Genomic DNA, 14,871 nt, shown 5'->3' on the forward strand with positions numbered 1-14,871 from the left:
CAACACCGATCCCGCGATCAAACATTCTCCTGTGACCCGCAGAAGCAGCCAACCCTCCACCAAGGCTGCGGTCTTCCGCCCGGCCGCCGAGCGCTTCCTCAGCACACTTGACTGGCTGGAGAGCTGGCACAGCTTCTCCTTCGCCCACCACTACGACCCGGCCTGGCTGGGCTTCGGTCCGCTGCGGGTGATCAACGACGACACGATCGCCGCCGGCCGTGGCTTCGGCCTGCACCCCCACCGGGACATGGAGATCATCACCGTGATGCTGGAGGGCGAGCTCAGCCACAGCGATTCGATGGGCAACGGCGAGATGTTGCGGGCCGGCGAGGTGCAACGCATGAGTGCCGGCAGCGGCGTGGTTCACAGCGAGATCAACCGCGGCGCCGTGCCCTGCCGGCTGTTGCAGATCTGGATTGAACCGTCCAGCCACGGCAGCGCGCCGGCCTACGAGCAGAAGCCCTTCGCGTTGGGCGACGACTGGACCCTGCTGCTCGATCCCGAAGGCCGCCAGGGGGCGATGGCCTTGAACCGGCCCGTGCGGCTGTGGCGGGCCCGGCCTGCGGCCGGCAGCCGGCTGGGCCTGCCCCTGGCGGCTGGCCGCCAAAGCTGGCTGCAGCTGATCGATGGCAGCGTGCGGCTCGATTCCGGGCGCGCCCTGGAGCGTGGAGACGGCCTCGGCTTCGTGGCGGGTCCTGAAGCCCTCATCAGCGAAGCCGAAGGCCTGACAGCCGAGGCCGCCGGCGCCGATCTGCTGCTGTTCGAACTGGCTTGAATGGGACTGGCGAGAACGGCAGGACTGATGAACAGCTCCCAGCTGGAGCACTGCAGGCCAAAGCGGCAGAGATCCTGACCTTCTGGTTCGAGCAAACGGCGCCCCGAAGCTGGTTTGTCAAAGACCAGGCCTTTGATCGCTTCAGCAATGCCGACACCAGCCGCTTTGCCCGTCGGCACCGGGACGTGATCGCCTGATTGGGAATCGTTTTAGGGTCGAATGGCTTGGCGTTCCGGAACCGGAGAGCCTGGCTCAGGAGGCTTCGCTGGAAGGGATGGGGCCGGGTTGTGGAGGAGTTGAGAAGGAGTTGCGGAAGGGTTCTGGCCAGAGAAGGCCTTCGATCACAGCGGTTTCAAGGCCACACATCACCAAGATCGAGATCTTTTCTGAGACTGGCTTGAAGAGTTACGAAGAATACGGGTGAGTGCAGTGGTTGCTGCAGCATCCGGCGGCATCCATTCCTGTAATGAACTGAACCGTCCTGTCGACCATGGTCCAGGTCCGAGAGTTTCCTGACCCCAGCCTTCCCATTCACGGCCAGGCTGCCAGTCGTCAGGGCCGGCGCTGGATGGTGCGCTACAGGGGGTTTGTGCTCATGCCCCAGCCCGATCTCAGCTGGCTGGTGCGGCCAGAGCGCAGCCCGATGGGAGTACTGCCCTTCCGCACACCTCCCAATTCCCTCGACGATGTCAAGGCCTTGGTGGACTGGCGCCTCAATCAGGCCGCCTGAGGCGGTGTTGGCGTTGGTGAGGCTTGGAACGGCAGCACCAGGGTGACCCAGCGATCCGGTCGTTCGGGCCTGGCACGCCGCGCCTGACGCACACCAAACGGGACCCGCAGCACATTGGTGCCCTCAACGCGAAAGACCTCGCCGCGGGCGTGGGAATGGGCCATCGAACCGCGCAGGGGGGGAAGTTGGGGTTCGCGCCGCCTCGGAGTACTGCTCTGTGGAGTGCTGCCCTTCGAAGTGCTGCAACCCCTTGCATCAGCGCTGTCATCTGAGATGGCCAGGGCTGCCAGGTTCAGGTGACTGGGGGCGCGGGGGCCTTTGCTGCTGCCGTCGTTGTTGTTCATGATCCCGGGTGTGAGGAGCGGGCTGGCATGGGAGAACAACCGCACGGGGTTGCCCTGTTTGCCGGGAATGTAGCCCCCTTTCCAGTCGCCGGGTAGGGCGGAGATGCCGCCTACCTTTCCGGCTGAAGAAGTGACTGGATGATACTCACTCGCTGACCGCCATCTCCTCCACCGTCGGACAGGTGCAGACCAAGTTGCGATCGCCGTAGGCGTTATCGATCCGGGCCACGGCCGGCCAGAACTTGTTGTGGCGCTGGGCAACGCCGGCCGGGAAGGCCGCCTGGCTGCGGCTGTAGGGCCGATCCCACTGATCGGCGGTGACGGCAGCGAGGGTGTGGGGGGCGCGGCGCAGGGGGTTGTTGCTGGGATCGGAAGCGCCCGATTCAATGGCGGCCGCCTCGGCGCGGATGGCGACCATCGCCGCGCAGAACCGCTCGATCTCCGCGAGCGACTCGCTTTCGGTGGGCTCAACCATCACGGTGCCGGCCACCGGCCAACTCACGGTCGGTGCATGGAAGCCGTAATCCATCAGCCGTTTGGCCAGGTCATCAACCTCCAATCCAGCACTGCGCTTGAGCGGACGCAGATCGAGAATGCACTCATGGGCCACCCGGCCGCCGGCGCCGCGGAACAGCACCGGGTAGTGGTCTTCCAGTCGGCTGGCGATCAGGTTGGCGGCCAGCAGGGCCACGGCACTGGCCTGACGCAGGCCGGCGCCGCCCATCATCCGCACGTACATCCAGCTGATCGGCAGGATGCCGGCACTGCCCCAGGGCGCGGCGGACACCGGCCCGATCGCCTGGCTCTCAGGCCCTGAAGCGGACACCTTGGTGTGGGGATGGCCGGGAAGAAAGGGCACCAGATGGGGCGCTACTCCGATCGGGCCGACCCCGGGACCACCGCCGCCGTGGGGAATGCAGAAGGTCTTGTGCAGGTTGAGGTGGCAGACATCGGCGCCGAAACGACCCGGCTGGGCGAGCCCCACCTGGGCATTGAGATTGGCGCCATCGAGATAGACCTGGCCGCCATACCGGTGCACCACCGCGCAGAGTTGGCGGATGCCGGTTTCAAAAACACCATGGGTGGAGGGATAGGTGACCATCACCGCCGCCAGCGATGCGGCGTGGATCTGGGCCTTGGCCTCCAGGTCGGCCAGGTCGATGTTGCCGTCGGCATCGCAGGCCACCGGCACCACCTTGAGGCCAGCCATCACGGCGCTGGCCGGGTTGGTGCCATGGGCGCTGGTGGGGATCAGGCAGATGTGGCGCGCGCCCTCGCCGCGGCTGCGGTGCCAGGCCCGGATCACCAGCAGGCCGGCATATTCCCCCTGGGACCCGGCATTGGGCTGCAGCGACACCCCGGCAAAGCCCGTGCAGGCCGCCAGCCAACCTTCCAGATCGGCCACCAGCCTTGCGTAGCCCAGGGTCTGGCTGGTCGGGGCGAAGGGGTGCAGTTCGGCGAACTCCGGCCAGCTCACGGGCGCCAGCTCGGCGGCGGCGTTGAGCTTCATCGTGCAGCTGCCCAGCGGGATCATGCCGTGCACCAGCGAGAGGTCTTTAGAGACCAGCCGCTGGATGTAGCGCAGCAGCTCGGTTTCGCTGCGGTAGCGATGGAAAACTTCCTGGTTCAGCCAGGGGCGCTGCCGCAGCGGCAGACCCGCCAGCAGGTGGCCATCGAGCGAATGGCCAGCAGCGGTGGCGGCGCACTCCAGCTCGGCCAGCAAGGCCGCCGCGCTCGGGGCCTGCGCGCCTGCGGCAAAAACGTCCAGCAAGCGATCCAGCTCGGCGGTGTCGGTGCGCTCATCGAGGCTGATGGCCAGGCCAGCAGGGAACAGCGGCCGCAGGTTGAAGCCGGCCGCCTCGGCGCCCGCCAGCAGGCTGGCGGCAGCCGGGGTGCGCAGGCTGAGCGTGTCGAAGGCCGGACCGGGCTCCACGCCAAAGCCCAGCCGCTCCAGGCCCAGGGCCAGGGCGGAGCGCTGCAGCAGCAGCCGGCGGGCGATCGCCGCGAGACCATCGGGGCCGTGGTGCACGGCATAGAAGCTGGCCATCACTGCCAGCAGCACCTGGGCGGTGCAGATGTTGCTGGTGGCCTTGTCGCGGCGGATGTGCTGCTCACGGGTCTGCAGCGCCAGGCGCAGGGCGGGGTTGCCTTCCGCATCGAGAGATTGGCCCACCAGCCGGCCGGGGATCTGGCGCTGGTGCTGGGTCGTGGTGGCGAAAAAGGCGGCATGGGGCCCGCCGCAGCCGAGCGGCACGCCGAAGCGTTGGCTGCTGCCGACGGCAATGTCGGCTCCGAGCTGGCCAACGGGCTCCAGCAGCACCTGGGCCAGGGGATCGATCGCCACGGTGACCAGGGCGCCGGCGCTGTGAGCCGCGGCGATGACGGCGCGGGGATCCCAGAGCCGGCCGCTGCTGCCGGGCAACTGCAGCAGAACGCCAAAGATGTCGCCTGCCTTCTCGCCTGGACCATCGCCAAGACCAGCAGGGAGGAGTCCGGCAGGGTCAAAGGACTCGATCACCAGGCCCAGCGGCTCGGCTCGGGTCTGAAGCACAGCCAGGGTCTGGGGGAACAGCCCCTGATCAACCAGGAAGCGGCGGGCCTCGGGCCGCTTGCAGGCGCCGTAGCTGAGTGCCATGGCTTCGGCCGCGGCGGTGGCCTCATCGAGCAAAGAGGCGTTGGCGATCGGCAGGCCGGTGAGCTCGCTGATCAGGGTCTGAAAGTTGAGCAGGGCCTCCAACCGCCCCTGGGCGATCTCCGCCTGGTACGGGGTGTAAGCGGTGTACCACGAGGGGTTCTCCAGTACCTGGCGCTGGATCACCGCCGGGGTGGCGGTGCCGTAATACCCCAGCCCGATCAGGCTGCGCCGCACTTTGTTGGTGGCAGCGATCTGGCGCAGCTCGGCCAGGGCCTGGGCCTCCCCCACACCAACTGGCAAGCCCACGGCTGCCTCGGCGGAGCTGAGCAGGATGTCGGCGGGAACCACCTCGGCGAGAAAACTGTCGAGATCAGCGCAACCAACGGCGGCCAGCATCTGAGCCTGATCGGCCGGCGACGGTCCGATGTGCCGGGCTACGAACGCAGAGAGAACAGCCGCTTCGGCGTTGCTGGGCGGCGGCGGACCGTAATTGGCTCCGGCAGCGGCAGACTTGGCAGCTGCCGGGGCCGCTACAGCCGTGGAGGTTGGTGCATCGAAAGAAGCTCGAGCTTCGATCGCTTCGCTCGCCAGTCCTGAAGAGGCTGCAGTCACGGCCTGGCGCCCACGGGGAAGTGTGGGCAAGTGTAGGGATATTGGCCAGGCAGGCAGGCTCGCCCGAGCGCCCTCAGCCCCCTTCGACCTTGGCGCGGTACCGGGCGGCATCCATCAGATCGTTGAGCTCGGCCGCCGCACTGGGACGCACCAACAGCAACCAGCCCTCGCCGAAGGGGTCGTTCTGGATCTCCTCCGGGCTGGCCAACACCGCCTCGTTGCGCACCTCAACGGTGCCGCTGATCGGGGCATAGACGTCTTCGACCGCCTTGACCGACTCCACCGAGCCAAAACTTGTGCCCCGCTCGAGGCTGGCGCCCACGTCGGGCAATTCGACAAAGACAATGTCGCCTAGTTGCTGCACGGCAAAGGCGCTGACACCCACCCGAACCAACTCTCCTTCGGCTCGGGCGTATTCGTGGCTCTCGGCGTAACGGCAGTCGTCGGGATAGGGGAGCGCCATCGCTGCCGGAATTTCATGGCTCCCCACTCTGGCGGAACGGCGCCGGCCAGGGCAACAAGCCGGATGGCCTAGGGCAATCGGCTTGCGGAGGGCACCTGTCCTGCCGCCTCAAGGGCGGTGAGGGCCCGCTCCAGGGCCAGTTCGGCGTGGCAGTGATGGCTGCCGCCCTGGCTGAACAGCACGTAGGGCTCCCGCAGGGGCGCATCGGCGGAGAACTCGCTGGTGCTGCCGTCGATGAAGCTGCCCCCGGCCATCACCAGCTCACTGGCGTAGCCGGGCATCGGCGCGGGCAGCGGATCGAGGTAGGAGCCCACCGGCGAGCAGGCCTGGAAGGCCCGGCAGACGGTTTGAAGCGGCCCCGCCGCGCCGAAGCGCACCGCCTGGATCACATCGCTGCGCTCTCCTCCCACCAAGGGTTGGATGGCGTAGCCAAGCGAGGCGAACACCGCCCCCACCAGTTCGGCGCTGATCAACGCCTCGGCCACCATCTGCGGCGCCAGGAAGAGGCCCTGGAACAGCAGGCGGTAGAGATCAAAACCGGTGCCGCCCTCCCGGCCGATGCCCGGGGCGGTGAGGCGACAGCAGGCCTGCTCCACCAGCTCGCTGCGGCCGGCCACGTAGCCGCCGGTGGGGGCCAGGGTTCCGCCGGGATTCTTGATCAAGGAGCCGGCGATCAGATCGGCCCCCACCGCCGGCGGCTCACAGGCCTCAACAAATTCCCCATAACAGTTGTCGACAAAACAGAGGCAGCCAGGCTGGAGCGCCTTGACCCGCTCGATCAGCGCCCCGATCGCGGCGATAGCCAGCGACGGACGCCAGCTGTAGCCACAACTGCGTTGGATCAGCACCATCCGGGTGGGAACCGCCAGGGCGTCGGCCAGCCCAGCAGCGTCCACCCGGCCGTCGGCGTCGAGCTCAAGTTCGTCGTAGTGGATGCCGAACTCGGCCAGGGAACCCTGGCCGCTGCCGCGCAGGCCGATCACTTCTTCAAGGGTGTCGTAGGGGCGGCCGGTGAGGGCCAGCAGCCGGTCCCCAGGCCTGAGCACGCCGTAGAGGGCTGAGGCGATGGCGTGGGTGCCGCTCACGAACTGCAGGCGCACGGCCGCCGACTCGGCACCCAGCACCCGGGCGAAAACCCGATCGAGGACCTCCCGGCCCAGATCACCGTGGCCGTAGCCGCTCACCGAGGCGAAGTGATGGGGCCCCAGCCGCTCGGCCGCGAAGGCCTCCAGCACCCTCGCCAGGCCTGGCTTAACGGCGGCGGTGCGGCGGGCCGCCAGGGGAGTGATGGCGGCGACGGCGGCGGCGACCCGATCGCTGGCCCAGGGGGAGATCGGCGCTGGAACGCTTCGCTGCAGCTGCCCGTCCATGACCCAAGGCCTCAGGAGTGGGGCCATCGTGCCTGTTCTTCCTCCTCTCACCGCTAGATTCCGTGGCGATTGAGCGGTGCCAAGCGCCGTTTTCCCAGGTTCAGGTGATCAGCTTTGCCCCTCTGGGGCTCCTTGCAGCGGGCCAGGCCCGTGGATGGCGAGGCGGCGGACACCACCCTGCCCACATCCGCGAGAGTTCATTTGGTTGCCGCTCCAGACACCAGCCCGGCCCCTTCCCAGCCGGGGCGATCCTCCCTTCAGACCCTGCGCAGCCCGGGTGTCCACGCCTCCGACAACCTGGAGGCGGCCATCCGCAGCGCCGTGAGTTCCCGGCGTGCGCCGTTGCCGCCCAAACAGCGGGTCTACAAGCTCGGCACCACCGGCTTCATGTTGGCGATGCACGTGGGTGCCGTGGCGGCCCTGCTCCCCCGCTTCTGGAGCTGGCAGGCCGTGGCGGTGATGGCGGTTCTTTATTGGACCACCGTGCTCGGGGTCACCCTGGGGTTGCACCGCCTGCTGGCCCACCGCAGCTTCGTGGCACCCAAGTGGCTGGAGCGCACCCTGGTGCTGATGGGCAGCCTGGCCTGCCAGAGCGGACCGATCGAATGGGTGGGGCTGCACCGCCACCACCACAAATTCTCTGACCAGCCCAACGATCACCACGACGCCGGCCGCGGTCTGTGGTGGAGCCACAGCGACTGGATGCTGCACGACATCCCAGCCGTTCGCGAGGTCGAGCGCTTCACCGGCGACCTGCAGCGCGACCCCTTCTACCGCTGGCTGGACCGCTGGTTCCTGATGCTGCAGCTGCCCCTCGGTGCAGCCCTCTGGTGGTATGGCGAGCGGGCCGGTGTTCCAGGTGGCGGCCTCGGCCTGGTGCTCTGGGCGATTCCATTACGCCTGGTTGTCGTCTATCACGTCACCTGGCTGGTGAACAGCGCCACCCACGCCTTCGGCTACCGCAACTTCGACAGCCCCGATCTGTCACGCAACTGCTGGTGGGTAGCCATCCTCTCTTTCGGTGAGGGCTGGCACAACAACCACCACGCCCATCCCTCCAGCGCCCGTCACGGCCTGCGCTGGTTCGAATTCGATCTCACCTGGCAGCACATCCGCCTGCTCCAATGGCTGGGGCTGGCCCGGCGCGTGCGGGTGGCCCGCTACGGGGCTGAAAGCTCAGCTGCGGCAAGTTCCTGACGGATCACCTCGGCCAGTTCCCTGCTGCCCGCCTGTTTCTGCAGGCGGGCTTTGTGTCGCAACACCTCGAGGAACTGATCGACGCTGAGCTCCGGAGCGCCAGCCCCTCCCAGCCCGAGGAGGGTGCGATGCAGATCAAGCAGTTCGCTGTCGAGTTCGCCCGAGCTGTAATCGCGCTGGCCGGCCATCACAGCGGCAAATCGTTCGCGGCGCTGGGATTTCTCGGCGGGATAGGCCGCCAGGATCTGATCGCGGCTGGAGCGCCAGGGCCGACCGCCGCTGAGCAGTTCAGCCAGGGCGGCACTGAGCGGAACCGCTTCGTCGTCGGCGATGCGCAAGTCGAAGGCCGTGGGGGGCTGGCGGATCCCGACGAAAATCTCCAGCAGCTGGCCGCAGCCCAGCGCCAGGCCGTCGTTGTCGCGCAGGGGCAGACAGCCACTGGCGAGGGCCTCGATCAGCTCCGGCTGAGCGGCGAGCGCCTCGGAGCGGCTGGCCCCAGCGCCGGTGCCGGCCAGCCACTGGTTGATCCGACCCAAGGCGAGGAACACCTCCGGGCCTGGGGCCGCCAGCTTGCGGTTGCGCAGCATCGAGACCTGGGAGTTGTGAATGCGCCCGAAGCCGAGGGTTTCAGCCAGGCCAGGCAGAACTCGGTGGGACCAGCCGTTGCGCTCATGCCAGGCCCTGATCAGATGGGCAAAGGCTTCACGGCCTGATTCGATTTCCTCTCGATATCCCACTCGATCTGGATTCGTATTGCTACCATTCTAAGGATTGATCCGGAGATGTCCCGTATGGCCCTGGCCCCCCAGCGTTCTCGCCCCCCAGGGCCCGACCCCAAGCCTGGTTCCAAGCCCGATTCCAAGCCGGTGGGCCTGGCCCGGCCCGTTGCTGGCGTTCGCGTTTTGCCAGCGTCCCGCGCCCTGCACCGGCCGCGCCACGGCAAGTCCGGTGTTGCGGTTGCCGCCGGCACCAGCTGGGTCACGATCGGCTTCATGGCCGTGATCCACGTGCTGGCCCTGGTGGCGCTGCTGCCCCGGTTCTGGAGCGTGCCGGCGGTTGTCAGCCTGCTGGTGCTCTATTGGATCACGGCCTGCCTGGGGGTCACGGTGGGCTACCACCGGCTGCTCAGCCACCGCTCCTTCCGGGTGCCCCACTGGCTGGAGCGCTTCTTCGCCACCTGCGGCGCCCTGAGCTGCCAGCACGGTCCGATCGACTGGAGCGGCCTGCACCGCCATCACCACAAGTTCTCCGATACGGATGTGGATCACCACAACAGCCATCGCGGCTTCTGGTGGAGCCACATGGGCTGGATGTTCCAAACCATCCCCGCCACCGCCGCCGTGCCCCGGCTCACCGGCGATCTGCAGCGCGACCCCTACTACCGCTGGCTGAACAATTACTTCCTGCTGCTGCAGATCCCCCTGGGCCTGCTGCTGTTCTGGATCGGCACGGTCAGCGGCGCCGGCGGCTGGGCCCTGGTGCTCTGGGGCATCCCCTTGCGCCTGGTGATCGTCTACCACTTCACCTGGCTGGTGAACAGCGCCACCCACCGCTGGGGGCAGGCCCGCTACCCCAGCGGCGACCAGTCGCGCAACAACCCCTGGGTGGCTGCCCTGACCTTCGGTGAGGGCTGGCACAACAACCACCACGCCTTCCCCCATTCGGCCCGCCATGGCTTCGGCCCCGCCCAGATCGACCTCACCTGGCAGCACATCCGCCTGCTGCGTGCCCTCGGTCTGGCCACCCATGTGCGCCTTCCCCGCAGGACTGGCTAAGGGCATCAAGCGTTGGCCTAGGCTCAATGATCGCCTTTGCGGCCGCTCGCCCGAGTCGGTCCTTTGTTCACCTTCCTGCAACTCCCATGGCCAAACGCGTATCCGTCGTCCTCAGCGAAGACGTCGCCAGCCTCGGCAAGGACGGTGAACTGGTGGATGTGGCCCCCGGCTACGCCCGGAATTTCCTGCTTCCCCAGGGCAAGGCCGTGGCGGTGACCGCCGCAGTGCTGCGCCAGGTGGAGCACCGCCGGGCCAAGGAAGCCGAACGCCAGGCCGCCCTGAAGGCGGAGGCCGAAGCCTTCCGCACGGCCCTGGTCACGATCGGGCGCTTCACCGTTAAGAAGCAGACCGGCGGCGATGACGTGTTGTTCGGCACCGTCACCAACGGCGATGTGGCTGAAGCGATCGAAGCGGCCACCAAGAAGGAACTGGATCGCCGCGACATCCTGGTGCCCGAAATCCACCGCACCGGCGCCTACAAGGTGCAGGTCAAGCTCCACCACGACGTGATCGCCGAGATCAACCTCGAAGTGGTCAGCCACTGAGCTTGAACCGAGCCGAAGCGGCGGCTGACCCCCTCGCAGCGGCCTAGCCTCGGCCCATGGTCAGCGCTCCCCTCTCAGCTCCCGATGGTGGCGGCCCCGAGCCCGGGGGCACCGTCACCCCAGCCAACGTCACCCCAGCTTTCAGGCGCCGCGGCCGCGAGCAGGACGAAGCCCGCTTCGAGGCCCTGCCCGATCAGGTGCCGCCCCAGAACCTGGAGGCGGAAGAGTCGGTGCTGGGCGGCATCCTGCTCGACCCCGATGCCCTCGGGCGCATCGCCGACGTGCTGCGTCCGGAGGCCTTCTACCTCAACGCCCACCGCGAGATTTACCGCACCGCCCTGATGCTGCACGGCCAGGGCAAGCCCACCGACCTCACGGCCATGGCCGCCTGGCTGGCGGACACCGGCCAGCTCGAGAAGGTGGGCGGCAGCAACCGGCTGGTGGAGCTGGTGGAGCGCACGCTCAGCACCGCCTCGATCGACCAGGTGGCCCGCCTGGTGATGGACAAATACCTCAGGCGGCAGCTGATCCGCTCGGGCAATGAGGTGATCCGGCTCGGCTTTGATCAGACCAAGCCGATGGACCAGGTGCTCGATGAAGCCGAGCAGCAGATCTTCGCGATCAGCCAGGAAAAACCATCGATAGGGCTCACCCCCACCGCCGAGATTCTCACCAGCACCTTCAACGAGATCGAAAGCCGTTCGCTCGGCACCTCGGTTGCGGGCATTCCGGTGAACTTCTACGACCTCGACGCGATCACCCAGGGACTGCAGCGCAGTGACCTGATCATCGTGGCCGGACGCCCGGCGATGGGCAAAACCTCGATCGTGCTCAACATCGCCAAGAACGTGGCCCAGCTCCACCAGCTGCCGGTCTGCGTGTTCAGCCTGGAGATGAGCAAAGCCCAGCTCACCTACCGCCTGCTTTCGATGGAGGTGGGCATCGAGAGCGGGCGGCTGCGCACCGGCCGGCTGCAGCAGGAGGAATGGCCCCGGCTCGGCCAAGGCATCAACACCCTCGGCCAGCTGCCGCTGTTCATCGACGACAAGCCCAATGCCGGTGTGCTCGAGATGCGCTCCCTCTGCCGGCGGCTGATGGCCGAGCAGGGCAAGGAGCTGGGCCTGATCGTGATTGATTACCTGCAGCTGATGGAGGGCACCACCCCCGACAACCGGGTGCAGGAACTCTCCCGCATCACCCGGGGCCTCAAGGGGATGGCGCGCGAGCTGAACGTGCCGGTGATCGCCCTCTCCCAGCTCAGCCGCGGCGTCGAATCGCGCACCAACAAGCGGCCGATGCTCAGCGATCTGCGTGAATCAGGCTCGATCGAACAGGACGCCGACCTGGTGCTGATGATCTACCGCGACGAGTACTACAACCCGGAAACGGCCGATCGCGGCATCACCGAAGTGATCGTCACCAAGCACCGCAACGGGCCTGTAGGCACCGTGAAATTGCTGTTCGAGCCCCAGTTCACCCGCTTCCGCAACCTGGCGGCGCCTTAAACCAGGCGGCACGCCTGCTCGAACGATCAGCTGGATCCTTTTGCATCTCCATGATTTCGGCTGTTTCAGGGCGGCGCGGTGTCTCTAAGCTTTGTGGCGACGCCGCCTTTGGGATAACCAGTCCATGCCGATCGCACAGATCGACACTGAAAAGATCGACACCGAAACAGTGATCCGTTCGCTCGGCGATCACTCCTTCGTGTTCTACGGACTTGTTTTCTTCGGTATTATTTTAGCCCGTTATTTTCTGTTGGCCGGTGGATCCTGGTGGTGGCTCTATGCCCGCAGCCCGGAAACAATTCCCGCACCCACTCCCCAGCAGAGACATCGCAGCGCCGAGGGCATCCGCGCTGACATCCGCCTCTCGGTGCTCTCGGCGGTCGTGTTCGCCCTGGCCACCGCCGCGGTGCTCACGCTCCAGAGCCATGGGCTTACGCGCCTCTATGCCAAGCCCGACACTTACGGCTGGTGGTACCTGGCCTTGAGCTACGGCGCCATGCTGATCCTTCAAGACGCTCTGTACTACGCCAGCCATCGCCTCTTCCACCACCGCTGGTTTTACGGCTGGTGTCACCAAGGGCACCACCGCACGCGCCAACCCACCCCCTGGACCTCCTTCGCCTTCGATCCCCCCGAAGCCGTGGTTCAAGCCCTGGTGCTGGTGCTGCTGGTGATGCTGGTGCCACTGCACCTGATCACCCTGATGGCGGTGCTGAGCACCATGACGGTCTGGGCGATCGTCAATCACCTCGGCCTCGATCACCTGCCCCGCCGTTTTCCCCACCACTGGCTGGGCCGCTGGGTGATTGGACCCGCCCACCATTCGCTGCACCATCGACACCCAGGCGTGCATTTCGGGCTCTACTTCACCTTCTGGGACCGGATCGGCGGCACTGAAGATCCCGACTACGCCGCCGCCCTGGAGCCCCCAAGCGATCTGGGCGCCATACATTGAGGCGATGGCCTTCAGCGTCGAGCCCACCGAAACCTTTGAGCTGATCGTGGTCGGCGGCGGCCATGCCGGCTGTGAGGCAGCGATCACCGCGGCGCGGCTGGGGATCTCCACGGCCCTGTTCAGCCTCAACATCGATCGGATCGCCTGGCAGCCCTGCAACCCAGCGGTGGGCGGACCGGCCAAGAGCCAACTCGTGCATGAGGTGGATGCCCTCGGGGGTGTGATCGGCCGTCTCGCCGATGCCACGGCCCTACAGAAGCGCGTGCTCAACGCCAGCCGCGGCCCGGCGGTGTGGGCCCTGCGCGCCCAGACCGACAAGCGCCAGTACGCCCGTCAGATGCTGCAGCTGCTGCAGCACACCCCCAACCTGCAGCTGCGCGAGGCGATGGTGACGGGCCTGGAGGTGGAGCTGGAGGGCAACGACCCCAACCACAACCAGGACGGCAGCGGAACTGTGGGCCGGATCACCGGCGTGCGCACTTTTTTTGGCAGCGTCTATGCCGCGCCGGCCGTGATCCTCACCACCGGCACCTTCCTCGGGGGGCAGATCTGGGTGGGCCAGCAGTCGATGAGCGCCGGCCGCGCCGGCGAGCAGGCCGCCGAAGGCCTCACCGAAGCGCTGCAGGCCCTCGGGTTCCGCACCGGTCGCCTCAAAACCGGCACCCCCGCCCGGGTGGACCGCCGCAGTGTGGCCTTGGATCAGCTCGAAGAGCAGCCCAGCGACGCCGAAGGCCGCTACTTCTCCTTTGACCCCAGTGCCTGGGTGAGAAGTGAGCCGATGAGTTGTCACCTCACCCGCACCACCGCCGCCACCCACCAGCTGATCCGCGACAACCTCCATCTCACGCCCGTCTACGGCGGCTCGATCGACAGCAAAGGCCCCCGCTATTGCCCATCGATCGAAGACAAGATCGTGCGCTTCGCCGATAAGGAAAGCCACCAGATCTTTCTGGAACCGGAAGGCCGCGACACCCCCGAGCTCTATGTTCAGGGGTTCTCCACCGGCCTGCCGGAGCGGCTGCAGCTGGAGCTGCTGCGTACCCTGCCGGGGCTGGAGCGCTGCATCATGCTGCGGGCCGCCTATGCCGTCGACTACGACTACCTACCCGCCACCCAGTGCCTGCCCTCACTGCAGACCAAACGGGTGGCCGGGCTGTTCACGGCCGGGCAACTCAATGGCACCACCGGCTACGAGGAGGCCGCCGCCCAGGGATTGGTGGCCGGCCTCAACGCCGCCCGGCTGATTCGCCACCAGCCGCCGGTGCATTTCCCCCGTGAGGGCAGCTACATCGGCACCTTGATCGACGATCTGGTCACGAAAGATCTACGCGAGCCCTATCGGGTGCTCACCAGCCGTAGCGAATACCGCCTGGTGCTGCGCGGCGATAACGCCGACCGGCGGCTGACGCCCCTGGGCCGCGAGCTGGGCCTGATCGATGATCGCCGCTGGCAGATCTTCGATCGCAAGCAGGCCCAGGTCGTGGCCGAGCAGCAGCGCCTGGCCACGGTGCGGCTGAAGGTGAGTGATCCGGTGGCTCCTGCAGTGGAAGCCGAAACGGGGGCGCCGATCAAGGGATCGATCACCCTGGCCGACCTGCTGCGCCGCTCCGGCTTCCACAGCGCCGATCTGGTCCGCCATGGCCTTGCCGATCCAGCCGTACCGCTCGATGTGCGCGAAGCCGCCGAGATCGACACCAAATACAGCGGCTACCTGGCCCGCCAGCAACAACAGATCGACCAGGTCAGCAAGCAGCAGCAGCGCCCCATCCCCGCTGGCACCGATTTCCACGCCATCACCACCCTCTCCCGCGAGGCGCGCGAAAAACTCACGGCCGTGGGGCCCTTCAGCCTCGGCCAGGCCGCCCGCATCCCCGGAGTCAGCCCGGCGGACGTCAATGCCCTGCTGCTCTGGCTCGAGCTGCAGCGACGCAAGGCCCTGGTTACCTGAGCCAACGAAATTCCATA

At 67.2% G+C, this 14,871-nt stretch carries 14 protein-coding genes; 9 read left to right on the forward strand and 5 right to left on the reverse strand.

Features of this window, described 5'->3' with window-relative positions; genetic code table 11:
* The first annotated feature begins 31 nt into the window (after positions 1-31).
* From BM449_RS04880 to BM449_RS04890, 3 genes are all read left to right on the forward strand, one after another.
* Positions 32-775: a pirin-like bicupin family protein gene (locus BM449_RS04880; RefSeq protein ID WP_071800313.1), complete on the forward strand. Its 744-nt coding sequence runs from the start codon at positions 32-34 to the stop codon at positions 773-775.
* Positions 772-972, forward strand: coding sequence for a hypothetical protein (locus BM449_RS04885; RefSeq protein ID WP_071800314.1), 201 nt, complete (start codon positions 772-774; stop codon positions 970-972). Before BM449_RS04880 ends, BM449_RS04885 begins: the two co-directional genes overlap by 4 nt.
* 293 nt (positions 973-1,265) lie before the next feature.
* Entirely contained in the window at positions 1,266-1,505 is a 240-nt protein-coding gene (locus tag BM449_RS04890) for a hypothetical protein (protein ID WP_071800315.1), read from the forward strand.
* On the opposite strand, the gene BM449_RS15560 is transcribed toward BM449_RS04890, so the two are convergent.
* The 4 genes from BM449_RS15560 to BM449_RS04910 form a co-directional block, all read right to left on the reverse strand.
* Positions 1,493-1,894, reverse strand: coding sequence for a hypothetical protein (locus BM449_RS15560; protein WP_311134022.1), 402 nt, complete (start codon positions 1,892-1,894; stop codon positions 1,493-1,495). The two genes, BM449_RS04890 and BM449_RS15560, sit on opposite strands and share 13 nt — an antisense overlap.
* A gap of 100 nt (positions 1,895-1,994) precedes the next feature.
* On the reverse strand, positions 1,995-4,910 hold the full coding sequence (gene gcvP, locus BM449_RS04900) for an aminomethyl-transferring glycine dehydrogenase (RefSeq protein ID WP_255448138.1): 2,916 nt from the start codon (positions 4,908-4,910) through the stop codon (positions 1,995-1,997).
* A gap of 259 nt (positions 4,911-5,169) precedes the next feature.
* The gene (gene gcvH / locus BM449_RS04905) at positions 5,170-5,559 is read right to left on the reverse strand and encodes a glycine cleavage system protein GcvH (RefSeq protein WP_071800316.1); all 390 of its coding nucleotides are present in this window, start codon (positions 5,557-5,559) and stop codon (positions 5,170-5,172) included.
* 68 nt (positions 5,560-5,627) lie between these two features.
* Positions 5,628-6,929 carry a methionine gamma-lyase family protein gene (locus BM449_RS04910; RefSeq protein WP_071800317.1) on the reverse strand — a complete coding sequence of 434 codons (1,302 nt, stop codon included), beginning with the start codon at positions 6,927-6,929 and terminating at the stop codon, positions 5,628-5,630.
* A gap of 264 nt (positions 6,930-7,193) precedes the next feature.
* On the opposite strand from BM449_RS04910, the gene BM449_RS04915 reads away from it, so the two are divergent.
* Positions 7,194-8,126, forward strand: a complete 933-nt coding sequence (locus BM449_RS04915; RefSeq protein WP_071801984.1) for a fatty acid desaturase — start codon at positions 7,194-7,196, stop codon at positions 8,124-8,126.
* On the opposite strand, the gene BM449_RS04920 is transcribed toward BM449_RS04915, so the two are convergent.
* The gene (locus tag BM449_RS04920; protein ID WP_071800318.1) at positions 8,090-8,863 is read right to left on the reverse strand and encodes a hypothetical protein; all 774 of its coding nucleotides are present in this window, start codon (positions 8,861-8,863) and stop codon (positions 8,090-8,092) included. The genes BM449_RS04915 and BM449_RS04920 overlap by 37 nt on opposite strands.
* Before the next feature lie 45 nt (positions 8,864-8,908).
* Between BM449_RS04920 and BM449_RS04925 the strand changes: the two genes are divergently transcribed.
* The 5 genes from BM449_RS04925 (at position 8,909) to mnmG (ending at position 14,854) form a co-directional block, all read left to right on the forward strand.
* Positions 8,909-9,901: a fatty acid desaturase gene (locus BM449_RS04925; RefSeq protein ID WP_233831093.1), complete on the forward strand. Its 993-nt coding sequence runs from the start codon at positions 8,909-8,911 to the stop codon at positions 9,899-9,901.
* A gap of 86 nt (positions 9,902-9,987) precedes the next feature.
* Positions 9,988-10,446 (forward strand): 50S ribosomal protein L9, encoded by a 459-nt coding sequence (rplI, locus tag BM449_RS04930; RefSeq protein WP_071800319.1) that lies wholly within the window; start codon positions 9,988-9,990, stop codon positions 10,444-10,446.
* Positions 10,447-10,502: 56 nt separating this feature from the next.
* Positions 10,503-11,951 (forward strand): replicative DNA helicase, encoded by a 1,449-nt coding sequence (gene dnaB / locus BM449_RS04935; RefSeq protein ID WP_071800320.1) that lies wholly within the window; start codon positions 10,503-10,505, stop codon positions 11,949-11,951.
* A 124-nt stretch (positions 11,952-12,075) separates the two neighbouring features.
* Positions 12,076-12,906: a sterol desaturase family protein gene (locus BM449_RS04940; RefSeq protein ID WP_071800321.1), complete on the forward strand. Its 831-nt coding sequence runs from the start codon at positions 12,076-12,078 to the stop codon at positions 12,904-12,906.
* 4 nt (positions 12,907-12,910) lie between these two features.
* On the forward strand, positions 12,911-14,854 hold the full coding sequence (gene mnmG / locus BM449_RS04945) for a tRNA uridine-5-carboxymethylaminomethyl(34) synthesis enzyme MnmG (RefSeq protein ID WP_071800322.1): 1,944 nt from the start codon (positions 12,911-12,913) through the stop codon (positions 14,852-14,854).
* Positions 14,855-14,871: the final 17 nt, after the last annotated feature.

This window comes from Synechococcus sp. SynAce01 (genome assembly GCF_001885215.1).
Taxonomy (GTDB): domain Bacteria; phylum Cyanobacteriota; class Cyanobacteriia; order PCC-6307; family Cyanobiaceae; genus Regnicoccus; species Regnicoccus frigidus.